Source organism: Hyphomonadaceae bacterium ML37 (assembly GCA_027627685.1).
Classification (GTDB): Bacteria; Pseudomonadota; Alphaproteobacteria; order Caulobacterales; family Maricaulaceae; genus Oceanicaulis.
Map to the genome: position 1 here is coordinate 2,052,888 of CP091241.1, position 26,126 is coordinate 2,079,013.

24 protein-coding genes are annotated in these 26,126 nt (G+C 68.3%); 6 read left to right on the top strand and 18 right to left on the bottom strand.

Going from position 1 to position 26,126, the window contains the following annotated elements; all coding sequences use genetic code 11:
* Positions 1–65 precede the first annotated feature (65 nt).
* From L2D01_10145 to L2D01_10180, 8 genes are all read right to left on the bottom strand, one after another.
* Entirely contained in the window at positions 66–1,286 is a 1,221-nt protein-coding gene (locus L2D01_10145; GenBank protein WBQ09256.1) for a phage major capsid protein, read from the bottom strand.
* A gap of 51 nt (positions 1,287–1,337) precedes the next feature.
* Positions 1,338–1,802, bottom strand: a complete 465-nt coding sequence (locus L2D01_10150; GenBank protein ID WBQ09257.1) for an HK97 family phage prohead protease — start codon at positions 1,800–1,802, stop codon at positions 1,338–1,340.
* Positions 1,803–2,058: 256 nt separating this feature from the next.
* Complete coding sequence (locus tag L2D01_10155) at positions 2,059–2,316, bottom strand: hypothetical protein (GenBank protein ID WBQ09258.1); 258 nt, start codon at positions 2,314–2,316, stop codon at positions 2,059–2,061.
* Positions 2,316–3,461 carry a phage portal protein gene (locus tag L2D01_10160; GenBank protein WBQ09259.1) on the bottom strand — a complete coding sequence of 382 codons (1,146 nt, stop codon included), beginning with the start codon at positions 3,459–3,461 and terminating at the stop codon, positions 2,316–2,318. Before L2D01_10160 ends, L2D01_10155 begins: the two co-directional genes overlap by 1 nt.
* A 404-nt stretch (positions 3,462–3,865) precedes the next feature.
* Positions 3,866–5,146: a terminase family protein gene (locus L2D01_10165; GenBank protein WBQ09260.1), complete on the bottom strand. Its 1,281-nt coding sequence runs from the start codon at positions 5,144–5,146 to the stop codon at positions 3,866–3,868.
* Positions 5,073–5,561, bottom strand: coding sequence for a hypothetical protein (locus tag L2D01_10170; GenBank protein ID WBQ09261.1), 489 nt, complete (start codon positions 5,559–5,561; stop codon positions 5,073–5,075). The genes L2D01_10165 and L2D01_10170 overlap by 74 nt, the downstream gene beginning before the upstream one ends.
* A gap of 328 nt (positions 5,562–5,889) precedes the next feature.
* Positions 5,890–6,303, bottom strand: a complete 414-nt coding sequence (locus tag L2D01_10175) for a hypothetical protein (GenBank protein ID WBQ09262.1) — start codon at positions 6,301–6,303, stop codon at positions 5,890–5,892.
* A 104-nt stretch (positions 6,304–6,407) separates the two neighbouring features.
* Positions 6,408–6,746 (bottom strand): DUF1491 family protein, encoded by a 339-nt coding sequence (locus tag L2D01_10180; protein WBQ09263.1) that lies wholly within the window; start codon positions 6,744–6,746, stop codon positions 6,408–6,410.
* A gap of 56 nt (positions 6,747–6,802) precedes the next feature.
* On the opposite strand from L2D01_10180, the gene L2D01_10185 reads away from it, so the two are divergent.
* The 3 genes from L2D01_10185 to L2D01_10195 all read left to right on the top strand — a co-directional run bounded on the left by L2D01_10185 (position 6,803) and on the right by L2D01_10195 (position 10,126).
* Entirely contained in the window at positions 6,803–8,374 is a 1,572-nt protein-coding gene (locus L2D01_10185; GenBank protein ID WBQ09264.1) for a hypothetical protein, read from the top strand.
* Between the two features lie 11 nt (positions 8,375–8,385).
* Positions 8,386–9,306: a hypothetical protein gene (locus L2D01_10190; GenBank protein WBQ09265.1), complete on the top strand. Its 921-nt coding sequence runs from the start codon at positions 8,386–8,388 to the stop codon at positions 9,304–9,306.
* Between the two features lie 262 nt (positions 9,307–9,568).
* Positions 9,569–10,126, top strand: a complete 558-nt coding sequence (locus tag L2D01_10195) for a GcrA cell cycle regulator (GenBank protein ID WBQ09266.1) — start codon at positions 9,569–9,571, stop codon at positions 10,124–10,126.
* Between the two features lie 40 nt (positions 10,127–10,166).
* Here the strand turns inward: L2D01_10195 and L2D01_10200 are convergent, their stop codons facing one another.
* The 9 genes from L2D01_10200 to L2D01_10240 all read right to left on the bottom strand — a co-directional run bounded on the left by L2D01_10200 (position 10,167) and on the right by L2D01_10240 (position 20,646).
* Entirely contained in the window at positions 10,167–10,988 is an 822-nt protein-coding gene (locus L2D01_10200; protein WBQ09267.1) for an aminotransferase class IV, read from the bottom strand.
* A complete protein-coding gene (locus L2D01_10205) occupies positions 10,985–12,313 on the bottom strand; it encodes an anthranilate synthase component I family protein (GenBank protein WBQ09268.1) in 1,329 nt (442 codons plus the stop codon). The genes L2D01_10200 and L2D01_10205 overlap by 4 nt, the downstream gene beginning before the upstream one ends.
* Complete coding sequence (locus L2D01_10210) at positions 12,310–13,083, bottom strand: tyrosine-protein phosphatase (GenBank protein ID WBQ09269.1); 774 nt, start codon at positions 13,081–13,083, stop codon at positions 12,310–12,312. Before L2D01_10210 ends, L2D01_10205 begins: the two co-directional genes overlap by 4 nt.
* Before the next feature lie 283 nt (positions 13,084–13,366).
* Positions 13,367–15,565, bottom strand: coding sequence for a 3-hydroxyacyl-CoA dehydrogenase NAD-binding domain-containing protein (locus L2D01_10215; protein ID WBQ09270.1), 2,199 nt, complete (start codon positions 15,563–15,565; stop codon positions 13,367–13,369).
* Entirely contained in the window at positions 15,562–15,822 is a 261-nt protein-coding gene (locus tag L2D01_10220; protein WBQ09271.1) for a hypothetical protein, read from the bottom strand. Before L2D01_10220 ends, L2D01_10215 begins: the two co-directional genes overlap by 4 nt.
* Before the next feature lie 4 nt (positions 15,823–15,826).
* On the bottom strand, positions 15,827–17,035 hold the full coding sequence (locus L2D01_10225; protein WBQ09272.1) for an acetyl-CoA C-acetyltransferase: 1,209 nt from the start codon (positions 17,033–17,035) through the stop codon (positions 15,827–15,829).
* A gap of 48 nt (positions 17,036–17,083) precedes the next feature.
* Positions 17,084–18,250, bottom strand: coding sequence for an acyl-CoA dehydrogenase family protein (locus tag L2D01_10230; protein ID WBQ09273.1), 1,167 nt, complete (start codon positions 18,248–18,250; stop codon positions 17,084–17,086).
* Positions 18,251–18,281: 31 nt separating this feature from the next.
* Positions 18,282–20,069, bottom strand: coding sequence for an acyl-CoA dehydrogenase C-terminal domain-containing protein (locus L2D01_10235; GenBank protein ID WBQ09274.1), 1,788 nt, complete (start codon positions 20,067–20,069; stop codon positions 18,282–18,284).
* A 94-nt stretch (positions 20,070–20,163) separates the two neighbouring features.
* Positions 20,164–20,646 carry a MerR family DNA-binding transcriptional regulator gene (locus tag L2D01_10240; protein ID WBQ09275.1) on the bottom strand — a complete coding sequence of 161 codons (483 nt, stop codon included), beginning with the start codon at positions 20,644–20,646 and terminating at the stop codon, positions 20,164–20,166.
* A gap of 102 nt (positions 20,647–20,748) precedes the next feature.
* Between L2D01_10240 and L2D01_10245 the strand changes: the two genes are divergently transcribed.
* Positions 20,749–21,597, top strand: a complete 849-nt coding sequence (locus tag L2D01_10245; protein ID WBQ09276.1) for a hypothetical protein — start codon at positions 20,749–20,751, stop codon at positions 21,595–21,597.
* A 219-nt stretch (positions 21,598–21,816) separates the two neighbouring features.
* Here L2D01_10245 and L2D01_10250 read toward each other — a convergent pair whose 3' ends face one another.
* Complete coding sequence (locus L2D01_10250; GenBank protein ID WBQ09277.1) at positions 21,817–23,415, bottom strand: cisplatin damage response ATP-dependent DNA ligase; 1,599 nt, start codon at positions 23,413–23,415, stop codon at positions 21,817–21,819.
* 179 nt (positions 23,416–23,594) lie between these two features.
* Here L2D01_10250 and L2D01_10255 point away from each other — a divergent pair, with 179 nt between their 5' ends.
* Both L2D01_10255 and L2D01_10260 read left to right on the top strand, forming a co-directional pair.
* On the top strand, positions 23,595–25,574 hold the full coding sequence (locus L2D01_10255) for a prolyl oligopeptidase family serine peptidase (protein ID WBQ09278.1): 1,980 nt from the start codon (positions 23,595–23,597) through the stop codon (positions 25,572–25,574).
* 340 nt (positions 25,575–25,914) lie between these two features.
* A complete protein-coding gene (locus L2D01_10260; GenBank protein WBQ09279.1) occupies positions 25,915–26,121 on the top strand; it encodes a hypothetical protein in 207 nt (68 codons plus the stop codon).
* Positions 26,122–26,126: the final 5 nt, after the last annotated feature.

Here is a 26,126-nt window from a genome sequence, read left to right on the forward strand (position 1 = left end):
CTTTCTGGATTTAAGGAAACGACTTCCCCTCCCCATCAAGGGGAGGGGAAAGTATCGAGCCCCCCCTAAGCCGCCGCGAACCGCAGCAGCTTGATGGCGTTGAAGTCCTGGACGCCGCCGCCGACGCGCCGCGTCGTGTAGAACAGCACGTAGGGCTTGGCCGAATAGGGATCGCGCAGGATTTGCACGCCCTGGCGGTCGACGATCAGATAGCCGCGCTCGAAATCCCCGAACGCGATGGAGAAGGCGTTCGCAGCGATGTCCGGCATGTCTTCGGCCTCGGTGACGGGATAGCCCATCAGCGTGGCCGGCTGACCGGCGGCCAGGCCCGGCTGCCAGATATAATTGCCCTCACTGTCCTTGAACTTGCGCACGGCCGACACGCTCGCCTTGTTCATCACGAAGCGCGCATTGGCGCGGTAGGCCGCGCCCGGCGCGTAGATCAGATCGATCAGCACATCCACCGGGTCCTCCGCCGGGAAGGCGCCCGCCGCCCCGGTGGCGACATAACCGATCTCGCCCCAGACCTGGTCGGCGAGAGGCTCCTTGGGATAGTTCAGGAAGCCGCGCGGCTTGTTCACGCCGTCGCCATTCACGAACGCCGCGCCTTCAGCCTCGGCGAACACGTCGCGCACCTCGTCGGCCAGCCATTCCTCCAGATTGACCAGCGCATCGTCCAGCAGCGCCGGCGTGGCGGCCGGCATGGCGTAAAGCTCGGCGGCGGGAAACTCGATCAGCGCCAGGGTGGAGGTGTCGGTCTCGGGCCGCGCCGCGGTTTCGGCCACCCAGCCCGCGCTCGCCCCGCCGAGACTCACCGGCTTCTTGAACACGCCCGCCCCGGTCTGGCGCACGCTGGCGATGGCGCGGATCGGGCTGGCCTCGCGCACCCTGGCCGTGATCAGCGCCTCGATCTCGGGCGGGGCGACATGGCCGCCATCGGCGGGCGATCCCGCGCTCAGCGCCTTGGCCTCGACGAGGCGCGCGCCGTCCCCGGTGCGCAGGAAATGGGCAAACGCCGCCTTGGCCTCGCTGCGCTCCCCGCCCGCGCCCAGCGCCGGGCGCCCGGCCTCAATGGCGATCCGGTCCAGGCGCGACTGGGCGGTATGCAGCGCCGTGTCGATGCGGTTGATCTTCTCTTCCAGCAGCGGATCAGCAGCGCGCTTGCGCTCGATCTCGCTGAGGCGCCGGTCATTGGCGTCCTTGAAGCTCTCAAACGCCGCCAGCAGCTCGTGCATCGCCGCGCGCGACTTGCCGCCCGGCGCAGACATTTTGGTTTCCCGTGTCATGGGGATCCTTTCTTGTGTGAAATCTCGTGTGTGAAGGTGTCGAGTGGAGGTTCAGGCCGCCGCCATGGCGCGCACGGCCGGGCCGGACACGACGCTCAGGCGCGCCCCGGCCAGCATGGGGAAGGTCACCACCGAGACCTCCCACAGATCGAGTTCGAGAAGTTCGCGCCCGCCGCCCGGCCTGGGCCGCGCGCGGATCGTGCGAAACCCGATGGACAGCCCGTCCACCGCGCCATTGCGCACCAGCGCCAGCGCCGCCCGTCCGCGCGGCGCATCGCCCAGGATCCGCCCGCGCACATACAGCCCGCGCGAATCCTCCTCGATGGCGTCCCACACGCCCACCGGCTCGCCGGCATCGTGCTGAAACAGCATGCGCACGCCGCTCGCCGCCCGGCGCCTGAGGCTCGCCGCAAACGCGCCGCGGCGCACGATGTCGCCGGAGTGATCGGCCTGATCAAACAGGCTGGCATACCCGGCCATCTCGAGCATCCCGCCCGGACTATCCTGCGCTGGCATGCGCATCTCCTTTGTGTGTGAAGTTTTTGGGGGATCAGCTTGAGGCGGGGCGCGCCGCACCCCTCACCCCACCCTCTCCCCTCAAGGAGGGGAGAGGAGGCTTGAACGGGGCGTGCATGCAGGAAATGCCATCGCCTGACCTGAGCGATCGTGATGAGGCGTGGACGCCTCCTCTCCCCCATGACCATGGGGGAGAGGGTAGGGTGAGGGGGAACGGCAGAACGCTCATCCTCAAGCTTTGCAGAGTGATCACCCCCTACCCGCCCTCATCCAGCTTGCGTTCGATCCTTGTGATCGCCGCGCGGGTGTAGAGGCTGTGCTCCTCCAGCCGGGCGAGGCGCTCATTGACGCTGTCAGACGCCGCAGTGCGCGCTTCAAGCTGGCTGATGCGTTCGCGCACCGCGCCCGCCCACATCAGCGCGCTGGCGGTCTGCAGGGCCAGCGCCACGGCGACGCCCAGGGTGATGGTGCGCTCGAACCGCCAGGGGTCGCGCACCCCGTTCAAACTCGCCATCACCCTCTCCCGGTCTCGAGGCCCAACAGGGCGCGCTTCTCGTCATCGCTGAGGAAGCCGGCTCCATTGACCCGCGCCCAGCGCGCCGCCCGCTCCTCGGCCAGGGCCGGCAGGGCTGTTTCATCGGCCTCGATCACGAACCCCTCGCCCAGCCAGGGCGCCAGCCAGGCGGTCAGGGCGCTGGCGGTCTTGCGCGCCAGCGGCAGCACGGTCTGGCGGTAGAAGGCGAGGTTCGCCTCACGATAGTTCGCATACGTATTATCCCCCGGCAGGCCCAGCAGCATGGGCGGCGCCCCGAACGCCAGCGCGATCTCGCGCGCGGCCTCGCGCCGGGCCTCGATGAAATCCATCTCGGCGGGCGAATGGCCCATGGGCTTCCAGTCCAGCCCGCCTTCCAGCAGCAATGGCCGGCCCGCATTGGCGGCGCCGGAATAGAGGCCCTCCAGCTCACCCTTCAGCCGGTCATATTGCGCCTCGGTCAGGCGGCCATCCCCGCCCTCACGGCCCGTCACCACCAGCGCGCCGGACGGCCGCGCGGCATTGTCCAGCAGCGCCTTGGCCCAGGTCCCGCCGGCATTGTGGACATCCACCGCCCGCGCCGCCGCCTCCATGGGCGACTGGCCGTAATGATCGTCCACGGGATTGAAGAGCTTCATGTGCAGGATGGCGCTGCGCCCGCTCGCCCGGTCGCGGGCGAACACCCGCGCCTGCGACCCCAGCCGGTATTCCCACCCGTCCGCCCAGCCTTTGGGTCCCGTCACCACCCTCATCCGGTCGGGCCGCAGGGCGTAGAGCGCATGGGGGCCGTCCGCCCCGCCCGCCAGCTCCAGATAGGCGTCGCCCGCCACCTGCAGATGCCCGTGAAACGTCTCGAAGAACTCCGCCCCGCACTGGTCGGGATTGGGCCGCGCCAGCAGCGCGCGCGCCGCCTGCGCCCCCGCCCCCTCGCCGCTGACCTGCAGCGGACAGGACGACACGGCTTCGGCGATCAGGCGCACGCAGCGATGGGCGATGGCGTTGCGCGCATAGCCCTCGCGGGCGAACGCGGCATAGGTGCGCGCGCTCCACGCCGCACCCGGCCCCAGCGACAACGTCCAGCTACCCCCGGACGCCTTGGCGTCCAGGCCCAGAAGTTTCTTGAGCATGAGAGGGTTCCTTTTGTGTGGGGTGTGAGCACACCTGGCTATCCGGAGACGAAGGCGCGCGGCGCCACACCCCTCACCCCACCCTCTCCCCTCAAGGAGGGGAGAGGAGGCTTGAACCGGGCGTTCTGTTTTCCGAAAAGCAAACGCTTGGATTCTCTGGAAAGTACGGGCTGTGGAGGCCTCCTCTCCCCCATTTATGGGGGCTGAGCTCTGAGAGATTGATCCGGGGGATCAATCGAAAGAGCGAAGGGTAGGGTGAGGGGGCGCGGGAGAGCGTTCATCTTCAGGCTTGCCAGAAGCGCCACCCCTCCGTCCGCTTCGCTGCCATTCGGCGTGTCGATCGATACCCCATATCGATCTTTGACGCCTCATTCCCCGCAAGCGGGGGAGGACAGGAATCTCACTCACATCCCCCTCAGCCTCGGCTCCGCGCCGCCACCCAACAGCGCCGCCAGCGCCCAGACCAGGGCGTCGACGCGGTCGGGGCTGGCCCGGGGACCCGGCGCGCCAAAGGCGCACATCTGGTCTTCCAGCGCGGTAAAGCGTCCGGCATGGGCCACCCGCCCCGCCGCATACAGCGCGGCAGCCGGTTCGGCCCGCGCCCGCTTGCCGCGGCTGGCGCGCACCAGGCGCACCGGCAGATCGCGGGACGCTGCCTGCAGCACGGCGCGCACCATGTCGCCGCCCTGATTGGCTTCGGCCACCACACTGTCGGCGTCATACGCCTCAAAGGCCTGCGCCACCCGCGCCGCCCAGGCTTCCGGCCCGGCGCGCAGCGACCAGTCGGCCAGCACCAGCGCGCGCGCCGCCCGGCCTTCACCGGCGGCGCCCGCCACGATAATCCCGCAGGCATCGCCCGATCCGTCGCCCGCGGGCGGGTCCACCGCCACCACGATGCGGTCGGGCTCTGGCCTGTCAGCGCGCAGCGCCTGCTCGATCAGCGCCCGCGTCCACAGCGCGCCTTCGGGGTCTTCCACCAGCACCCCGTCCAGCTCCTGCCGGGCGAGGTGCGATCCGGCGTATTGCGCTTCCATCGCCTCGACAAAGCCCGGCGCCAGATTGGCGCGGTTTTCACCGGTGGCCAGTCGCGTCATCGCCACGCCGGGCGCGCCGATCAGGGCTTTCACCGCCGGAATGGCGCGCGGCGTGGTGGTGATCACCAGGCGCGGGTCGGCGCCCAGGCGCAGGCCCAGACGCAGCATGTCCAGCGTCTCCTGCGGCCGGGCCCAGGCGGCGAATTCATCGGCCCAGGCCGCGTCAAACTGGGGTCCGCGAAGCCCGTCCGGGTCCTCGGCGCTGAAGGCGTAGCCCACCGCCCCGTCCGGCCACACCACCCGGCGCCGCGACGCCTGATACGCCGGCCGCTCGTGCGGGTAGCCCACGCTGAGAAGTCCTGACGGCCCGCCCAGCATCACCTCGCGCACATCCTGAAACGCGGGGCCCACCAGTGCGATGCGCCGTGCGCCTGCGGCCACCCGGGCCCGCACCCATTCGGCGCCGGCGCGTGTCTTGCCAGCCCCGCGCCCGCCCAGAAACAGCCAGATGCGCCAGTCGCCGGCGGGGGGTAATTGCGGGTCCCAGGCCCACTGGCTCCAGTCATAGAGGTACGCCTCAGGAGGCTTCTTCCCTGCCCGCACCTCTTCCAGGATGCGCGCTTTGCTCGATGGATCTTGAGAGAGCGTCAAGGCGATCTTCGAGTTCGGCGACAAGCCGCTTGTGTTCTTCACTGCCTGGGACAGCGAACTGTTCTGTTGCGTCACGCGCTGGCGTCCTGTCCTTGTCCTGAGCCTTGGATATGCGGGTCTTCATAAGCTGTTCCTCCTTGAGGATGATCGCACGGGCGATCCCCGTGACGAGCCGGACGATGCGTTCAGCCAGCGTCCAGTCGCCCGCCGCCGCCGCGTCCAGCGCCTGCTGGATCAGGGCGTCGACCCCCGACAGCCGGGGCGCCGTTTCCGTATACGGAAAGAAGTGATCCACCCAAGCGCAGCGGCGCATGATCGTCAGCCGCTTCAGGCGATAGCGCTCAGCCAGCACCTCAGGACTGTCGCCCCGGCGCCAGTCGGCGTAGATCGCCGGCCAGTCCGCCCTGACCACCATGGCCCGAACCCTCCATGCCGACCGTGCCATCACCCTACCCCGCCAGCGCACAGGTCGGATTGTTTGGGTTTGAAACCATGCAAGGGCTTGAAATGCCGACGGGCGCGCCGGGACAAGCGGGGGGCTTATGCGCGGGTTTTGGGGGGTGGCCGGCTATGGCTCCTGTCAGAGAACCGAGCGTGTTTTCCCGGCTGCCTGAAAGGCAAGCCGGGACCCATCCACCGATCCTGCCTGGTGCTTAAGCGGTTGAAACTGGGCGGGATGGGTCCCGGATCGGCTCCGCCGTCCGGGAAAACAATCGGGAGATACGGGTCTGCCGCGACAATCCTCAAGCCCGCATGCGCTGGGGGGCCTGGGACCAGACCGACAGATTGGCGGCGTGGCTGGACAGGCGCCCGCCATCCTGCAGGTCGCGCAATTGCTGCAGCGTGATCAGCGACACCGCCGCCAGGCGCACCTGGACCTGGGCGCTCAGGGTGATGTGGCGCGGCGCCACGGCCATCAGCGCATTGGCCTCGTCGGTTTTCCAGGCCACCAGGGCGGCAAGGAACGCGGCCATATCCGGGCTGGTGCGGGCCAGTTGCGGTTCGTCGAAAATCGCCTCGCGCACCATCTTGATCACCTGGCCGGCGCGCAGGGTCATCACCGCCGAGGGACCCAGCGGCTCGGCCAGCGCGTGCTCCAGCGCAAACTCGCGCGGATCGCCCAGATCGAAAATCGCATCGTTGAACAGAAACAGCATCGCGCATCCCGCAGCAGACAGGCAGGGTCTGACCCACAGTCTGACGCGGGCGCGTTAAGACTTCCCCAGCACGTCGTTTACCGCGCGTCGACCATGCCGGGTTCTCACCCCGCCTCCACCGGCTCGGTCAGGAAATGGCGGCCCTGGCGGTCCTCGATCTCGATCACCCATAGATCAGGATCCTGACCGGCGCGGCGCGCGGCGTAGGAATCCGCCTCGGCTTCCGCGACGGGCTCGGCGCCCAGCGGCTGGCTCCACACGCGCGCGCCTTCAAAGTCGCGCACCGGCGCCAGAAGGCGCGCAAGTCCTTGCGGCAACACAAGCTTCACCAGCACAGCCCCGGCGTCCGGATCGCCCCGGCGCGACACATAGACATGCGCGCCCGCCCCTTCGGCGCGCCAGCGCAGGGCGTCGATCCAGAATTTTGCCTTGAGTTCGTTCATTGAACCTTGATGGCAAGCCAATTGCTTAATAAAGTCCTAACCGAGGGGAGTGTTTCATGTCGATACGTGTGCGGGTTTGCGCCCTGTTGTCTGGCGTTCTGTGTGCGCTTGGCGCCTTGAGTCATCAGGCCCTGGCCGCCGAAGACGCCCGCCCGCCCCGCGCCGAAGATATGAGACTGTCGGCCATCGCCCCCCACATGACCGCGCTGACCCTGACGCCCCAGGCGCGCGAGCTGCGCATCCCCTTCACCATCGCGCCCGGCGCCACGCCGGCCGGCGTGGAGCTGACCCTGAACGCCAGCCCGCTGGCCGATGATGCGGACGGCCGGATCGAAGTCTTCGTCAACCGCTCGCGCGCGGTCGCGCTGGCGCCGCGCCCCGAAACGTTTGAAGCGCGCTTCGTGCTCCACGCCGACACGCTGCGCGCGGGCGAGAACATGCTGGTGGTGCGCCTCAGCGAAGCCGCGCGCGCGGGCTGGGCCATCGACGCCGAGGCGAGCCGCCTGCGCGTCAGCTCCGCCCCGGCGGACGGGTTCACGACGCTGGCTGATCTCGAAGCGGGCCTGCGCGCGCACTATGCCGCGCCGCGCCGTGTGCATATCGATGCCGACGCGGCCGGGCGCGACGCGCTGGCAGTGTCCGCCCTGATCGCGCAGGGCCTGGCCCTGCGCATGGGCGAGGCGCCGATCCTGGTGACTGACCCTCGCGTGGCCGAGCTGATCGTCACCACCGAGGTGCGCGCCAGCGGCGGCCTGCCCGCCATCGACATGGCCGGCCCCGCGCAATTGCGCCTGTCGGCGGGCGACGCCGGCGCGCTCATCGCCTCGGCCCGGCTGTTCGCGGCCCGGTCCATGAATTTGCATTCGGTGCGATTTGAGCTCGCCGACGCCCTGTCGGCGCCGCGCCTGGAACGTCTGACCGCGCCGCTGCTCCCCGGCGCCCAGCTCGGCGCTCTGGCGTCCGGCGGCGCGCCCTTTGGCGCCGACCAGGGCGGACGCGCCGCCGTGGTGTTCGCCTCGGCCGCGCCCGAGGACCGCGCCGCCGCGCTGGCCGTTGTGTCGCGCGCCGCGCTCGCCTCGGGTTCGGCCTGGCTCTACGCCTGGTATGGCGACCGGCTGGAGGATGCGCCGCTCAGTCATGATCTGATGATCCTCGGCCCGCAAAGTTCGATCGATCCGCGCCTGATCGCCGCCGCTCCGGCCGAAGTGCGCGCCGCGGCCAGCGCGGCGGCCAACCGTGTGCCGCGCCGGCGCAACTACACCTCCACAGCGTTCGCCGACGACACCACGCGCAGCGCGCGCGTCACCGGCATGGCCGCCCTGTTTGAAGACACTGGCGGGCGGCGGATCGCGCTGATCACCTCGCCCGAAGGCGCGGATTTCTCACGCGCGGCGGCCCGTCTGGCGCGCTCTGGCCTGTGGACCGGCCTCGAGGGCCGGGCCGTGGTGTGGGACGCGTCGGCGGTGACCAGCTTCGGGCCCAGCGCCGCGCCGCGCTTCAGCGCGGTGTGGATCAGCAACCAGATCCGGCGCCATGACCGCTGGATTGCGCTGGGCGCCTTCACGCTGGCTGTGCTGCTTCTGCTGCTCGGCCACGGCGTAAACCGGACGTCAAGACGCACCGCGTAAGACTGGCGGGCATGATCACGCCCGCTCTCGCCGCCCTCATCCTGGCCGCTGCGCCCCCTGCCCCCGCCGCCTCCGATCACGAGGCGCTGCTGCGCCTGCGCGCGGGCGACGCGGCGTGTACGCTGCTCACTTCGGTGGAGCGAAGCTTTCTTGATGTCGTGCTGGACCAGGCGCGCGATGACGCCATTGTGGCCGGCGCCGATGAGGCCCTGCTCGACCGGTATGAGCGCGCCGCCCGCGCCCCGGGATGCGATGACGCCGCCCTGCGCGCCAGCGCTGACGCGCACCGCGCGCGCCTGAGTGAACTGGCTGAGCTGACCCAGCCCATTCTGCCCGGCCGCCGTCACGCCTGGGCCGTGCGTCCGCCCGCCATGGCCGGCCGGCCCGGCTGGCGCGTGGCGCAGATGTTGGGCGATCACCCCGCCGCCTTTGGCCTGTATGAAGCGCGCGGCGTGCGCGCCCCGGCCCTGGCCCTGCGCGCCGATGCTCTGGCCCCGCGCGCCGTCATGGTGATGCGCGATCCGGCCCGTCAGGCCGCACCGGTCGATCGCACGATCGGGGGCTTGCGCCCGGCGCCGGGCGGCGATCCGGTCAGCGCCTGGGGCGCCTATGCCGGGGGCGAGCAACGCTTCATGGCCAATGCCCGACTGGCCCCGGAGACTGCTGAGCATCTGGCGCCCGCCGGGGGCGCGCCCGCCTATGGCTTCACCTTTCCCGATGAGGCGCTCACCGCGCTGACCGCCCTGACCCCGCGCGAGGGCGTGCGCATTGATCTTTTACGCCTGGACGGCCGGGTCACGCAATCGCTCTGGATCGAGGTCGGCGCCCTGCGCGCAGCGCTCTTGCTGGCCAGTGAAGCGGACGCTCGCGCTGCTGCCGCGCGCACCGCCGCCCTGGCAGCGTCGGCGGCCGCAGCAAGCCCGTCGCGCTAGGGTCAAGCGACATTTCCCGTTTTCGCTGACCATGCTCCGGCGCTGCACGCAGGCGCCATTTCCCCCTGTCGCTGCGATTGCGAATCACCTTTCCACAGGTGTGAGCGGCGCGCATCTTGTGCCCCGCGCTCCAACCGATACTGTATCTCGTGGCTGACCCCAACATATAGGGGTCTCGCGAGAGCGAAAGCCTAGGGGTGGCGTCTCATGCCGGGGCGCACGCCGGGGATTTCATAGCGTAACAGGCGAGGAGCGCACCGCCATGGCTTGGACTGAAGAACGGGTCGAGACCCTGAAAAAACTGTGGGCTGACGGGCTTAGCGCCAGTCAGATCGCCAAGCAGCTGGGCGGGGTCACGCGCAACGCCGTGATCGGCAAGGTGCACCGTCTGGGCCTGTCGGGCCGCGCGGCGCCCTCGCGCCCGGTCCGGCGCCCTGTCACCCGCCCCGCCGCCGCCCGCGCGCCCCGTCCCGCCGCTGCGGCGCCCGCACCGCGCGTACAGGCCGACGCCGCCGCCAGCCCCGCTCCGGCGCCCGCACCGGTCCAGAACCTGCCCGCGCCGGTGGACGCCAAGCGCATGGCCAATGGCGAATACGCCACGGTGCTGACCCTGCGCGAAGGCATGTGCAAATGGCCCATCGGCGATCCGGCCGATACCGAGTTCCGCTTCTGCGGCCGCTCCACGCGTCCCGGCGGCGCTTATTGCGAAGCCCACGCCCAGATGGCCTACCAGCCCCAGGCCAAGCGCAAGCGCAAGCCCACCGACGATGCGCGCGCCGTGCTGGACTCCCTGCAGGGCATGCGCCGGGCGAATTTCTAGGCTCTGGCCTGATACATGAGACTGACACGGGCGGCGGAAATCACTCCGCCGCCCGTTCCATATCCGCCAGGCGCGACAGCAGGGGGTGATTGGCTACAAAGCTGACATCATCCAGGCGCGCCACCGGAACCAGGCCCAGCGTGGCGTTGGTGATGAACGCCGCCTCGGCGCGTTTGAGCGCCTCGGGTCCCGCCTTGACCTCGTCCACCGTGATCCCGGCCTCTGAACAGGCGAGCATCAGGGCGCCGCGCGCCGTGCCCGCCAACGCCGCACAATCGGCGCCCGGCGTCATCACGCGTCCGCCCTTTTCGATCCAGAACAGGCTGGCGCTGTCGGCGCAGGACACATGCCCGCCCGAGGACAGCATCACCGCCATGTCCGCGCCCGCGCTGGCGGCGCGGCGCCTTGCATGCAGCGGATCGGCGTATTGGGTCAGCTTGAAGCGGGTGGCCAGGCTGGTCGGCTCGCGCCGCGGATCACCCACCAGCGTCAGGGACAGGGCGCTCGGCGCAGGCGGCAGGGCGCGCGCGGTCAGCAGCACCGTGCCCGCCTCGCCCGACGGCGCCGCCATGCCCGGCCCGTGGGCGCCCCGGCTGATGGTCAGGCGTACGGCGGCTTCATCAATGTGCTTTGACAAGTGACGCGCCGCCGCCTCGAGCTGATCCCAGTCGGGCGCAGCGATCTCCAGCGCATGCAGCGCCCCTGACAGCCGCGCGCGGTGGCGCGCCCAGCGGCGCAGCTTGCCCCGCTCGGCGCGGATGGTCTCGAACGCGCCATCGCCCAGAAGGAAGCCGCGATCGGCGATGCTCAGGCGCGCCTGATCGGCCGCCACGAACTGTCCGTTCAGCCAGACCTCGCTCATCCGGTGTCCTCTACAGCCTGCCGCAGCGCCGCCGCCTTGGCGCGGGTTTCGTCCAGTTCCGCGTCCGGGTCCGACCCGATGGTGATCGCGCCGCCCGAGCGCACCTCCACATCCCACCCCGATTCTCGCCTCACCATAGAGGCGGTTCGTATCATCACGTTGAAATCGGCGGCGCCATCCAGGCCGATCCAGCCCAACGCCCCGCAATACGGCCCCCGGCTTTCGCCCTCCAGCGCGGCGATGATCTCCATGGCGCGCAGCTTGGGCGCGCCGGTGACCGAGCCCGGGGGGAAGCTCGCGGCGATCAGATCGAACACGTCCCGCCCCGGCGCCAGGCGCCCCTCCACCGACGACACCATGTGGTGGACATTGGCGAAGGCCTCCACCTCAAACAAAGACCGCGCGCGCACGCTGCCCGGACGGCACACCCGCGCCAGATCATTGCGCATCAGATCCACGATCATCAGGTTTTCCGCCCGGTCCTTGTCCGATGCCGCCAGCGCGGCGGCCTCCGCCGCATCCTCGGCCGGGTCGGCGCGGCGCGGGCGCGTGCCCTTGATGGGCCGGGTCTCGATCAGGCCGTCCGCGCTGACCGTCACGAAGCGCTCGGGCGAGTTGGTGACGATGGCGCGCGCGTCATCCAGGCGCATCAGCGCCGAGAACGGCGCCGGGCTGGACGATGCCAGGCGCGCGGCTAGGCGCTGCGGCGCATCCCCGCCCGCCATGTGTCCGCGCAAGGGATGGGAGAGATTGACCTGGAAGATATCGCCCGCCGCCACCAGAGCGCGCGCCTGGCGCGCGGCGTCCAGATAACGTGCATCGCTCCAGACCTGGGTTAGCTTCGCCCCGCCGCGCGGCTCTGGCGGGATGGCTTCAGAGGGCGCATCGGCGATCCGGTCCGCCAGGCGCCGGGCCGCGTCCCGCTCGCCGCGCACCACCACCTCGCGCATGGCATGATCAAAGCGGATCACTGCCGGATACCAGCCCATGGCGAGCGCCGGCCAGGGCGCCAGGCCCGGCGCCAGTTGCGGAACCGCCTCGAACGCCCGCCCCAGATCATAGGACAGAAGTCCGGCATAGCCTCCGGCGAACCCGCCATCGCCCGCGTCAGCGACCGCGCCGGGCCGGAAGCCTTCGCGCAGGCGCGCAAACCCGCGCGCGGGATCATGGTCCATAATGGTGAAATCCGGCTCAGCGCACAGATAGCTGTAGCGGCCGCGCGCATCCGCGCCGCCGCCGCGCATCAGCAACGTCCAGGGTTCGCCGTCAAAAATGGCGAGCGCCGCGTCCGGGTCGATCCAGCCGGGCAGGCGCACCGCGCTCACGGCGCGATCAGCCTCGCCCTCACCGCCTCCAGCGTGGCGTCCGACAGGCCCAGCGGACCGCGCAAATAGGCGTGCACATCGCCCACCGCCGCCATGGCGGCGTCCAGATAATCGCCCTCCACGCCCAGAAAGGCGCGGATCTCACGGTCGCCCACATGCTTGCCCAGCTGCTCGTGCAGGCGCGCCTGCACCTTGGGGGCCAGCTCGTCATAATCGACCGCGGTATTGGTCATCAGATAGTCTTCGCGCGCCACATCGGCGTCCACGCCCAGCTCCATCAGCAGGAAGGCGCAGAACAGCCCGGTGCGGTCCTTGCCCGCCGCGCAATGGACCACGAAACCCGCCGCATCATCGGCCTCGGCCAGCGCCTCGAACCCGGCGCGGAACACCGCCATATTGCCCTCGTCGAAGGGCAGGCGCTTATAGGTCTGCGTCATGAACTGGCGGATGGAATTGAGGCTCATATCGCTGTCGCGCAGGAACACCATGTGCGGCGGCTCGGCATGGCCGGCATGGTCGCTGGCCAGCACCCGCACCTGGGGACGCTGCACCCAGAAGCTCGGCTCCGCCTCGCGCTCACGCGGCCGGCGCAGATCGGCCACCACCTGTATGTTCAGCCCGTCAAGCCGCGCCTGATCCTCCGGCGTCGCCCGCGAAAACTGGCCCGACCGGTACAGCCGGTCGGCCACATGCCCGCCATCGGCCGCCTGGTAAGCGCCGAACCGGCGGAAATTATAGACACCCGACAGGGGAAGGACTCGCTCGCTCATGCGTCAGACCTAGCCCGCTGCGCGGCGAGCGGCAAGCGGGGGCGGGGGCGGGGGTGGTATGGGAGCCAATATCCCCACCTGTGCCTTCCCGGACGGCGTAGCCGATCCGGGACCCATCCCGGACCGTCTCAACAGCCGCGCAGGCTGAACACATCGGTGGATGGATCCCGGCTCTCGCTGCGGTCGGCCGGGAAGGCAGGTTGGGTTAGCGGGGGTCAGGAAAGAAAAACCCCGGCGCGTCGCCGCGCCGGGGCCCTTTAAGTCTCAGCTGGAGGCCTGAAGCCTAAGCCGCCTGCTTGGGTGCAAACCGGCCGTAGAAGGTTTCCTTCTTGGCCGCCATGTCGCGCAGGAGCTGGGGAACCTCGAACGGCTTGCCGTACTTGGCTTTCAGCTCATCGGCGCGCTTGACGAACTTCGCCGCGCCCACCGTGTCAATGAAGGACAGGACGCCGCCGGTATAGGGCGCAAAGCCCCAGCCCAGGATCGAGCCCACATCGGCTTCGCGCGGATCGGCGACGATGCCTTCTTCCATGGTGCGGGCCGCCTCGATGGCCTGGGCGTAGAGGATGCGGTCCTTGATCTCGGCCACGGTCGGCTGCTGATCGTCGCTCAGGAGTGTGCCGTTCGGGGCGAACTGGCCGAGCTCCTCCCACAGGCGCTTGGACTTGCCGTCATAGACGTAGAAGCCCTTGGCGTTCTTGCGGCCATAGCGCCCGAGCTCATACATTTTTTCGATGACGTGAGCGTTGGGCGTGTCCTCGAACGCGTCGCCCAGATCCTTCTTGGTCTGTTGCAGCACCTTGTAGCCCAGATCGATGGCCACCTCGTCCTGCAGGGAGAGCGGGCCGACCGGCATGCCGGCCATCTTGGCGCCGTTCTCGATCAGGGCGGGTTTGACCCCTTCGGTGAGCAGATACATGCCCTGCTCGATATAGCGCATCACGCAGCGATTGGCGTAGAAGCCGCGCGTATCGGACACCACGATCGGGGTCTTCTTGATCTTGGAGACGAAATCGATGGCGCGCGACACCGCCGCGTCGCCGGTCTTTTCGCCCACGATCAATTCGACCAGCATCATCTTCTCAACCGGTGAGAAGAAGTGGATGCCGATATAGTTTTCCGGCCGCGACGAGGCCTGCGCCAGCGAGGTGATCGGAATGGTGGAGGTGTTGGACCCGAAAATGGCGTCCTTGGGCAGGTGCTCTTCGGCCGCCTTGGTGATCTGGTGCTTCAGCTCGGAGTTCTCGAACACCGCCTCCACAACCAGGTCCACGTCTTTCAGGTGTGCATAATCGGTGGTCGCGGTGACCAGATCGCCCATGGCCTTGGCCTTGTCAGCCGACAGCTTGCCGCGCTGCACGCCCTTGGCGAAGTGATCGAGCACGTGCTGCTTGCCCTTGTCGGCGCCTTCCTGGTCGCGGTCGATCAGCACCACCTCAATGCCGGCCTGGGCCGACACCGTGGCCACGCCCGCACCCATGAAGCCCGCGCCGATGACGGCGATCTTGCGGATGTCGGATTTCGACTGGCCCTCGGGACGGCGACCGCCCTTCTCCAGCGCCTGCTTGGACAGGAAGAGCGAGCGGATCATGTTGCGGCTTTCCGGCCGCATCAGAAGCTTGGTGAAATACCGGCTCTCGATGCGCAGGGCCGCATCCATGGGCAGCTGCAGGCCTTCATAGACGCACGACAGGATGTAGCGCTGGGCGGGATAATTGCCGTAGGTCTCTTTGAGGAGCATCGGGCTCGCCGCGCCGAACACCTGCATGCCCTGGGGGTGGTAGGGGCCGCCGCCGGGGATTTTGAACTTGTCCTGGTCCCAGGGCTGTTTGGAGCCCAGCGGATTGGCCTTCACCAGCGCCTTGGCCTTTTCGACGATCTCGGCCACCGGGGCGATCTCTTGGACCACGCCCTGCGCTTTCGCCGTGTCGGCGTCGAACTGCTTGCCCTGCAGCATGATGGGCGCCGCGTTCATCACGCCCACTAGGCGCGGCAGGCGCTGGGTGCCGCCGCCACCCGGCAGCACGCCGACCAGGCTTTCAGGCAGGCCGAGCTTGGCGCCGGTATCGCTGGCCATTACGCGGTAATGGCACGCCAGCGTCACCTCGAACCCGCCGCCCAGCGCCAGGCCGTTGATCGCCGCGGCGATCGGCTTGCCGCAGGTCTCCAGCGCGCGCAGCGAGGCGTTGAGGCGGTAGGCGATGTCGAACAGTTTCTGCTTGGCCTCGTCCTCGGGCAGGCCCTTGAGATCGGCCATGCCGGCGCCCAGCTCGGTCAGGTCCGCGCCGGCGCAGAAGGCTTTCTTGCCCGACGTGATGACGGCGCCGGTGATGGCGTCCTCGCCCTGGATGCGCGCGATGATCTGGCCGAGCTCAGCCATCACGCCGGCGGACAGGACATTCATCGACACGTTGGGGCTGTCAAAGGTGATCAGGGCGATCCCGTCGCCGTCGACCTCGAATTTGAAATGTGTGTAGCTCATTGGGAGTTCTCCTCCTTTGATGCGTCCGCGTCGGGCGCATCCGGTGAATTCTTTTTGGTTCTGGTTCGGGCGGCGCCGAAGGCCGGGGCCATTCCCGCCCCGATGGCGATGCCAAGCGCGATGCCAAGCGCGATATTGTCCAGCGCAACGCCAAGCGCCACGCCGAGCGCCAGGCCCGTGCCGATGCCGAGGGGCAGGCCGGCCGCATAAGCGGCCTGACCTGTCTTGGCTTCGCGCTTGCCATCCTCTCCGGCCATCGCCCTAGATCCGCTCGATGATCGTGGCCGTGCCCATGCCGCCGCCGACACAGAGCGTGGCCAGCGCCGTGCCCTTGCCGGTGCGCTCCAGCTCGTCCAGCAGCGTGCCCAGGATCATGGCCCCGGTGGCGCCCAGCGGGTGGCCCAGCGCGATCGCGCCGCCATTGACGTTGACCTTGTCGTGGGGGACGCCGAGATCTTCCATGAACCGCAGCACCACCGCGGCGAAGGCTTCATTCATCTCGTAGAGATCAATGTCCTTCTCGCTCATCCCGGCTTTTTTCAGCGCCTTGCGCGCCGACGGGGCCGGGCCGGTGAGCATGATGGTCGGCTCAGAGCCGATGGAGGCCATGGCGCGGATGCGCGCGCGGGGTTTCAGGCCCAGGCGCTCGCCCATTTCCTTTGTCCCGACCAGGATAGCCGAGGCGCCGTCCACGATCCCGGACGAGTTGCCCGCATGGTGGACGAAATTGATCTTCTCAAGGTCCGGGTATCGCTGGATCGCCACCTTGTCGAGGCCGACGAAAGCGGCGAGATCGGCGAAGGCGGGCTTGAGGCTCGCCAGCGACTGCATGTCGGTGCCCGGGCGCATGTGCTCGTCATGATCGAGCTGGGTCAGGCCCAGCTGGTTCTTCACCGGCACCACGCCCTTGCTGAACCGGCCTTCTTTCCAGGCCTGCTCGGCGCGCTTCTGGCTTTCCACGGCATAGGCGTCCACATCATCGCGGCTATAGCCGTATTTCGATGCGATCAGATCGGCCGAAATGCCCTGGGGCACGAAATAGTGGTCGAACGCCATTTCCGGGTCCACCACCATGGCGCCGCCGTCAGAGCCCATGGGCACGCGGCTCATGGCTTCCACGCCGCCGCCAATGGCCATGTCCGCTTCGCCCGACATGACTTTCGCGGCGGCCAGATTAACCGCCTCCAGCCCTGAGGCGCAGAAGCGGTTGACCTGAAAGCCCGACACGGACTCCGCATAGCCTGCGTTCAGCGCCGCGGCGCGCGCGATGTCGGCGCCCTGCTCACCCACCGGCGACACGCAGCCCAGCACCACATCATCGACAAAGCTGGTGTCGAGATTATTGCGGTCGCGGATCGCCTCAAGCTGCTGGGTGGCCAGCTGCAGCGCCGTGATCTCGTGCAGCGAACCGTTTTTCTTGCCCTTGCCGCGCGGCGTGCGGCAGGCGTCGTAGATGTAAGCGTCGGTCATAAGGGGGTTCCTCCCTGTGGGGTGTTGTTCTGTGTCTGCGGGCCGCGACTAGAGCGTCCTTGCGATGAGCACTTTCATGATCTCGTTGGTGCCGCCATAGATGCGTTGCACGCGCGCGTCGCGCCACATGCGGGCGATGGGGTATTCGTTCATGAAGCCGTAGCCGCCATGAAGCTGGACGCATTCGTCCACCAGCTCGCACTGGATGTCGGTGACCCAGTATTTCGCCATGGAGGCGGTGGCCGCGTCCAGCTTGCCCTGGATCAGAAGGTCCGAGCAGTGCTGGCAGAACACCTCGGCGATGGTGGCCTTGGTCTTGAGTTCGGCGAGCTTGAACTGGGTGTTCTGAAAATCGATGACCGCCTTGCCGAAGGCCTTGCGCTCCTTGACGTAATTGATGGTCTCGGCCAGCGCGCGCTTCATCATGCCCACGCCCTGCACCGCGATCTGCAGCCGCTCCTGGGGCAATTGCTCCATCAGCTGGACGAAACCGCGGCCCTCGTCCTGACCCAGCAGGGCCTCGGCGGGCACCCACATGTCCTCAAAGAACAATTCGGCGGTGTCCTGGGCTTTCAGGCCCACCTTGTCGAGATTGCGCCCGCGCCGGAAACCCTCCAGCCCGTCGGTCTCGACGAGGAAGAGCGAGGTGCCTTTGGCGCCGGCCTTGGGGTCGGTCTTGGCCACCACCACGATCAGGTTCGCCGTGCCGCCATTGGTGATGAATGTCTTCGAGCCATTGATGCGATAGCCATTGCCATCGCGCACCGCCGTCGTTTTCACGCCCTGAAGGTCCGAGCCCGCGCCGGGCTCGGTCATGGCGATGGCGCCGACATATTCACCCGACAGCATTTTAGGCAGGATGCGCTGCTTTTGCTCTTCCGAGCCGTAATGCCAGACATAGGGGGCGACGATGGAGTTGTGCAAAGACGCGCCCCAGCCGTCCACGCCCAGCTCGGCGACAGCCATGTGGAAGGCGTAGTCATGGCGCCAGTCCCCGCCGGCGCCGCCATATTCCTCGGGGCAAGCCGGGCAGAGCAGGCCTGCTTCGCCCGCCTTGGTCCAGACATCGCGGTCGACCTGGCCCTCTTTCTCCCAGCGATCCCCGTGGGGCAGGCATTCCTTGGTCAGGAAGCCCCTCACGGCGTGGTCGAACATGTTCACGTCCTCCTGGTCGAGCCAGGCGGGTCGGGCCGTATTGAGCACTTGAGCATTCATGATCGCATCTCCTGTCTGGGTCGCAGCCGGCCTAGAACGCCTCGGCGGCGAGCGCCATCAGATTGCCGGCGCCGCTTTCGATGCGCGCCAGATGGGCGTCGGCGTCCGGCAGCCAGCGGGCGACGAAATACTCCGCCGTGACAAGCTTGGCGGCATAGATCGGATCGGTTTCGCCCGCGGCGACTTTCGCAGCGGCGACCTTGGCCATCTTCGCCCAGGTCCAGGCAAAGCAGGTCAGGCCGAACAGGTGCAGGTAATCGGTCGAGGCCGCGCCCGCATTGTCGAAATTCTCCAGCCCCTTCTCCACCAGCCAGTTGGTGGCGCGCTTGAGCTTGGCGGTGACCGCTTCGAGGCCCTCCACGGACGATGCGATGGCGCTGTCGCCCTTGTTTTCCGCCACGAAGGCGTCCAGCGCGGCGAAGAAATTATTGATCGGCGCCATGCCCTTCATGGCCAGCTTGCGGCCCACCAGGTCCAGCGCCTGCACGCCATTGGTGCCTTCATAGATCAGGGTGATGCGCGCATCACGCAGGAGCTGGGACATGCCCCACTCCTCGGTGAAGCCCGAGCCGCCATGAATCTGCAGGCCCTTGGAAACGCTGTCATAGCCCTTGTCGGTGAGATAGGCTTTGATCACCGGGGTCAGCAGCGCCATGTAATCGCCTGCGGTCTCGCGCGCCTTGTCGTCTTCGCCCTTGTGCTCCAGATCGCCTTGCAGCGCGGTCCAGTAGGCCAGCGCCCGCGCGCCCTCCACAAACACTTTCTGGTCCATCAGCATGCGCCGCACGTCCGGGTGCACGATGATCGGATCGGCCGGGCCGTCCGGGTTTTTCGGCCCCGTCAGCGAGCGGCCCTGAAGCCGGTCTTTGGCGAAGCTGAGCGAGAACTGGTAGGCGGTCTCGGCCAGGCCCAGACCCTGCAGGCCCACGCCCAGGCGCGCCTCGTTCATCATGACGAACATGATGCGCAGTCCCTTGTTCTCCTCGCCCACCAGCCAGCCGGTGGCCTCGTCATAATCCATGACGCAGGTGGCGTTGCCGTGAATGCCCATCTTGTGCTCCAGCCCGCCGCATTTCAGCGTATTGCGCTGGCCCGGCTCGCCGTTTTCATCGGGGATGAATTTGGGCACGACGAAGAGCGAAATACCCTTCACGCCCGCCGGCGCGCCTTCAATGCGTGCCAGCACCAGGTGAACGATATTCTTCGACAGGCCGTGCTCGCCCGCCGAAATCCAGATTTTCTGGCCGGAAATCTTGTAGGACCCGTCGCCATTGGGCACGGCCTTGGTGCGCAGCATGCCCAGATCCGTGCCGCAATGGGGCTCGGTCAGGTTCATCGTGCCCGACCATTCTCCGGAGATCATCTTGGGTAGATAGAGCTGCTTCTGCTCGTCCGAGCCGCCCACCACCAGCGCCTGCGCGGCGCCGCCGGTGAGACCCGGATACATGCCGAACGCCATGTTGGAGCTGGTCACCATCTCGTTGAAGGCGAGGTTCAGGAAATGCGGCAGGCCCTGGCCGCCATACTTGGGATCGCCCGACAGCGCGGTCCAGCCGCCTTCGGTCATCTGGGTATAGGCGTCCTTGAAGCCCTCGGGCGTGGTCACGACGCCGTCTTTCAGCGTGCAGCCCTGCACATCGCCCACCTTGTTCAGCGGCGACAGCACGTTCTCACACAGCTTGGCGCCCTCCTCCAGAATGGCGTCGATGATGTCGGGCGTCGCCTCGGCGAAGCCGTCGAGATGGGTGTATTGCTGAACGTCCAGAAGCTCGTTGAGGACGAATTTCTGATCACGAAGCGGGGCGCGGTACTGGGGCATGTCGGTCTCCGAAGGGTCGGGCCGGCGCGCGATATCGGGCCGGCTTAAGGGTTGGCCGCCAGACCGGTGAGGGCTGGCGTGAACGTGTGAGGCGTCAGTCAGGCGGGCCAGCGGCCCATTCGGTCAGGCGCGCCGCAGCCAGCGCCTCGAAGGCGCGCGCCCGGCGTTTGATGTCGTCAGGCGGTTCGCGATTGGCCAGGCGGGCTTCGAGCCAGCGCGTCCCGGCGTGCAGTTCGGCCAGCGCCGCGTCGATATCGTCGCGCTGACGCTCCAGCACTGTGATGCGGTCGCGCATGCGCTCCAGCGCCAGCGTCATGTGAGCGTGGGAGCCGTGATCGAGCTGTTCGATCTCCAGCATCTCGCGCACATCATCGAGGGAAAAGCCCACCCGGCGCCCGCGCAGGATCAGCTCCAGCCGGGCGCAATCAGCCGCCGTGTACAGCCGTGTGGCCCCGCGCCGGCGCGGTTTGAGCAGGCCCTTCTGTTCGTAAAAGCGCAGCGTGCGCGCCGTGACGTCAAAACGTTCGGCAAGCTCCCGGATCGTCGACAGCGAGTCAGGCGCGGGTGTGTGGCTCATGGCGCGCACCATCTATCAGGTTTACGTTCACGTCAACGTCAATCGGAGGGCGGCCCGCCACGAACCTAGGCGCGGCGGGCGACTCGCGCCAATGCTTCACCCATGGTCTCTCGCCCCCTCACCTGCCTCCTGGCCGCCGCGTCGCTTGGCGCGGCGGCCCCCGCTCACGCGCAATTGCGCGACGTGCTCCTGGTGGAGCGCGAGGGCGGGGTGCATCTCTGGCTCGCCTTCGACCGCCAGCCGGCGTCAGCCTTCATCGAAGCTGGCGCGCTGTATGTCATCGGCGTGGATGGCGAAGCCGCGCGCCGGATCACCCCGGCCAGCCCCGCGCCCTTCGCGGCGCTGCATCTGTCGCCGGAATCCGACGGCGGCGTGCGCCTCACGCTGGACAGCGCCCCTATGCGGACGGCTGAAGTGCGCGCGGGCGGTGTGTGGCTGACGCTGGATGCGCAGGGCTGGACCGCGCCGCCCGCAGCGCGCGCGGCGGCGGCCAGACCGGACGCGGCGCCCGTGCGCCCGTTTGCGCCGGCGCCAGACAACGCGGCGACGAGCACGGACGCGCCAGCCGAGCCTGAACCTCTGCAAACCTCACAGCCCGCCCCTGTATCCACCCCCGCCCAGCGCGCCGCCGCATTGAACCCCGCCTGCGCCGGTGTCGCGCAGGAGCTGGAAGACGCGCCCTGGGATCTCGACCTGATTGCGGCCCAGGGCGCGTGCCTGGCCCAGGCCGGCGACGGCGCCGATGCCACCGTCCAGTTTGAACGCGTCCTGGCTTTCGAGCCCGAGCACGCCCGGGCGGCGCTGGGCCTCGCCCGCCTGAAAGAAGCCGCCGGCGACCTCACCGGCGCCGCCGAGCTCTACGACATCGCCGCCCGCGGCGCCCGCACCGATGGCGAAGCCCTGGAAGCCATGGCCGCGGCAAGGCGGTTAAGGGAGGCGCCGGGGGGTTAGGTTGCGCGTCCGGAATACGCCCCCCGGGCCACCCCCTCTCCCCCATTTATGGGGGAGAGGGTAGGGTGAGGGGGCGGACCTCTCCGGTTCACCTGCCTACGACACGTTTCGCTGAGCCGCCGCACACCCCTCACCCTACCCTCTCCCCTCAAAGAGGGGAGAGGAGGCTTGAACGAGGCGTTTCATTGGAATGCGCTGGCGTTGTTGTGTGAGCCCCCCTCACCCGCCCCCCAACATCGCCTCCAGCGTCTCCAGCCGGTCGGCTTCCGCCGCGGGCTTGTCCCAGCGGATGCGGTGAATGCGGGGGAAGCGCATGGCGATTCCGGATTTGTGGCGCGGCGAGCGGTTGAGCCCCTCGAACGCGATCTCCAGCACCAGGCCGAAATCCCGCCCCGCCTTCACCGCGCGCACGGGTCCGAAGCGCTCCACGGTATTGTCCTTCACAAACGCGTCGAGCTGTTTGAGTTCGGCGTCGGTGAAGCCGAAATACGCCTTGCCCACCGGGGTCAGCGCCTCGCCATCCTCGCCTGTGCGCCAGACGCCGAAGGTGAAGTCGGAATAGAAGCTGGAGCGCTTGCCGTGGCCGCGCTGGGCGTACATCAGCACCGCGTCGATGAGAAACGGATCACGCTTCCACTTGAACCATTCGCCGCGCGGACGGCCGGGCAGATAGGGACTGGCCAGGCGCTTGATCATCACGCCCTCGGCCTGGGCGTGGGGCGGATCGGCACGCAGGGCGTCCAGCGCGTCCCAGCTGTCAAACGCCACCGGCGCCGACAGATCGATGCGGTCCGAGGCCAGCCCCGCCACAAACGCCTCCAGACGCTGGCGGCGCTGCGCAAACGGCAGGGCGCGCAGATCCTCTTCACCTTCCACCAGAAGATCATAGGCGCGGATAAAGGCCGGGTGGCGCGTCATCTGCGCTTTGGAGACCGTCTTTCGGTTGAGCCTCTGCTGCAGATCGCCGAACGGCGCCGGCCCGCCATCGCTGGCGCGCACGAGCAGCTCGCCGTCCAGCGCGCCTTCAAAATCCAGCGCCGCCAGCACGTCGGGAAATGTATGGGAAATGTCGTCGCCCGTGCGGGTGTAGAGCCGGCGCACCCCGCCCTCGCTCACCGCCTGCACGCGGATGCCGTCCCATTTCCATTCCGCCTGAACGTCCTTGGGGTCGAGCGCTTCCAGATCGCGCGGCTCCACCGGATGGGACAGCATGACCGGGCGGAAGGGCGATTTGGCGGCGCTTTCGGGCTTCGGCGCCTTGCCGTCCAGCCAGGCGAACAGCGCCTCATAGGGCGGTTCCAGCCCGTGCCAGATCTCCTCGATCTCATTGACCGGCACGCCGCCATATTGCGCCAGCGCCGTCTTGGCCAGACGCGCCGACACCCCCACGCGAAGCCCGCCCGTGACCAGCTTCAACAGCGCCCAGCGCCCGGTGGAATCCAGCGCATCCAGCCAGGCCTCGATCTGGGCCGGCGCCTCGGCGCGGGTGATGGTCTGCAGGGTGTCGATCACCTCGGCGAGGTCAGGGGGCCGGTTGGCGCCGGGCCTTGATGGCCAGATCAGCGCCACGGTTTCAGCGAGATCGCCGACATAATCATAGGACAGGGCAAACAACACCTGATCGGTGCGCTGCGCCGCCAGTTCACGGATCACGCCGGCCTTGGCGCCGCGAAACGCCAGCGCCCCCGTCAGCGCCGCCAGCGCCAGCCCGCGCTCGGGGTCGGGCGCCGCGCCAAAATGCACCTCCAGCGCCCGCAGCTTGGCGTTCCGCTGCGGCGTGAAAGCCAGCGTATCGAGCAGTCGGGCAAAACGCTCCATGGTGAGAGATATAGCGCGGGCGGGGCGGATGCAGGTGGACAAATGTTTGGGTCCGGCGCCACACCCCTCACCTCACACGCGAATAGCGGGTTGACCGGCGCCGGCGATGGCGGCAGCGTGGGTCACGAGGGTATAAAACGGCAATCTTTGATAAGACTTGGCCGCGGAGAGCGAACGTCATGGGTGCACGGTTTTCAGGCCTGATGGCGATCCTGGCGGCAGCGGCGATGGCGCTGTTCGCGCCGCCCGCCATCGCGCAGGCGCCCGATCCCGGTCCCTTCGCCGAGATGGAGGCGTTCTCCGAACCCCGGCTTTCGCCCGACGGGCGGCGCGTCGCGGCCATCTGCGCCGGGCGGGGCCAGCGTTCGGTGTGTGTGTTCGATCTCACCGGCGCCGAGCGCCCGCGCCTGTACGAACCGCCCGAGCGCGCCAGCGTGGGCGGGTTCTACTGGGCCAGCAACCGGCACGTGATTATCGAGGTCAGCTTCGCCTGGCGCGCCGGGCAGAGCGACGCGCACACGGTCTACGCCAATGAGCGCGGCGTGATCCTGAACGTTGACACCGGGGAGGCGCCGATCTTCCTGCAGAACATGCGCAATTATCTCGGCGCCACCAATCAGGTCGCCTCCCTGCTCACCGGCGAGCCGGGCGCCGCGATCGCCCAGATGGTGGTCCAGCGCGGCGATTCCAATCCCGACACCGGCACCCGGCTGGCGCCGGGCGAGTTCGCGACCATGACGCTGCGCGTCGATCTCGAGACCGGACACGGCGAGCGCATGTCCTCCAGCAATACCGCAGGGCGCATTCGCCGGGACATCATGACAGCGGACGGCCGCACCATCGCGAGCACCTCGCGCCTGCCCTCCGGCGCCGATTTCAGGCTCGACAACGCCCAGGGCCAGCCGCTCTACATCGCCGAACCAGGCCGGCCCGCCCCCGCGCAGATCAGCGTGATCGAGCACGGCGCCGCGCTGGCCATGCGCATCAATACCGGCGCGCAGAAAGGGCTGCACCGGGTCGATCTGGAAACCGGGGCGCTGACGCCGATCGAGCTGCCGGCAGACGCAGGAGACCAGTACGCGATGCTGGTCGACGATTGGCGCGACGAACTGGCCGGCGTCTCGATCATGCATGACGATCTGCCTGGCCAGGTGTTCATCGACGCGGACCTGCGCGATCTGCACGCCAGCCTGGCCCAGGCGCTGGACGGCGTCCTGCCCTGCGCCCGGGTGGCCCTCACCTCCTGGTCAGCCGACCGGATGATGGTCACCGTCGCGGCCACCCAGCGCGGCCGTCCGTCGCAATACTTCCTGTTTGACGGCGCCACCGGCGATCTCAGCATTCTGGGGTCCCAGGCGCCGGCCCTCGACCAGACCCCGCTCGGCCCGGTCGAAGCCTTCCGCTATGATGCGTCCGACGGCCTGTCCATTCCCGCCTTCCTGACCCTGCCGCCGGGCAAGACCCGCGCCGACGGCCCCTTCCCGCTGGTCGCCCTGCCCCATGGCGGCCCCTTCGCGCGCGACACCGCCAGCTTTGACTGGTGGGCGCAGTACTACGCCTCGCTCGGCTATGCGGTGCTGCAGCCCAATTTCCGCGGGTCCAGCGGCTATGGCGGCGAATTCGAGCGCGCCGGCCATGGCGAGTTTGGCGGGCTGATGATCCGCGACATCGCCGACGGCGCCGCCCATCTGGTGCGTGAAGGCGTGGCGCGCGAGGGCGGATATTGCGCCGCGGGCGCCTCCTATGGCGGCTATGCCGCGCTGATGCTGGGCCTCATCGACCGGGCGAATGTGCGCTGCATCATCGCCTTTGCGCCCGTCACCGATCCGGTGGAGCTGCTGGGCCAGCCCGGCGCCCGGCGCCTGTTCTGGGAGCGCTATGTCGGTGCGCGCGCCGAAATGCGCGCCGACCCCGCCTCCATCTCGCCCGCGCGCCGCGCCAGCGAATATGCCGCCCCCATCCTGCTCTTGCACGGGGTGGAGGATTCCACCGTGCCGGTCGCGGAATCGCGCCATCTCGACCGCGTGATGCGCCGCTCGGGCCGCCTGCGCTATATCGAAATGCGCGCCATCGACCACTACCTCACCACCGCCGACTCCCGCCGCCAGCTCCTCAGCGAAAGCGCCGCGCTGCTGCGCGAGCATCTGCCGGTGGAGTGAGGGGGCTTTCAGACGCCGGAGCGTCTGTCTTGTTTTCCCGGACGGCGTAGCCGTTCCGGGATCCATCCACCGAACCTCTCAGCCGCCGGGGCCGCTCTGATGGGGCGGGATGGGTCCCCGACTTTTGCTCACGCAAAATCCGGGAAGGTAGGGTTGGGGGTAATGGGGTTGAGCTCCTCTCCCACTCGTGGGGGTGCGGCCGCAAAGTCTGGTCCGGGGAACCAGACGACCGGCCGAACGGGCTGAGCGAAGCGAAGCCAGGTGGCATAATGGGCCTCATGACGCTGATCTTGACCCCTCCCCACAAATAGCCGAATTAGACGTTTCGAGGAGCCTTGTCATGGCGCGGTATTATGTGAACAAGAGAGCGCAAGCGACCGGCGAGCATGAAGTTCATCGCGATGGCTGCTCATACCTGCCGGCGCCGGAGAACCGCGTCTACCTTGGCGATTTTCCCGATTGCCATCATGCCATTGAAAAAGCTCGCTCCATGTTTGGAAAGTCGGATGGCTGCTACCATTGCAGCTATGCCTGCCACGCAGCATAGAGTAC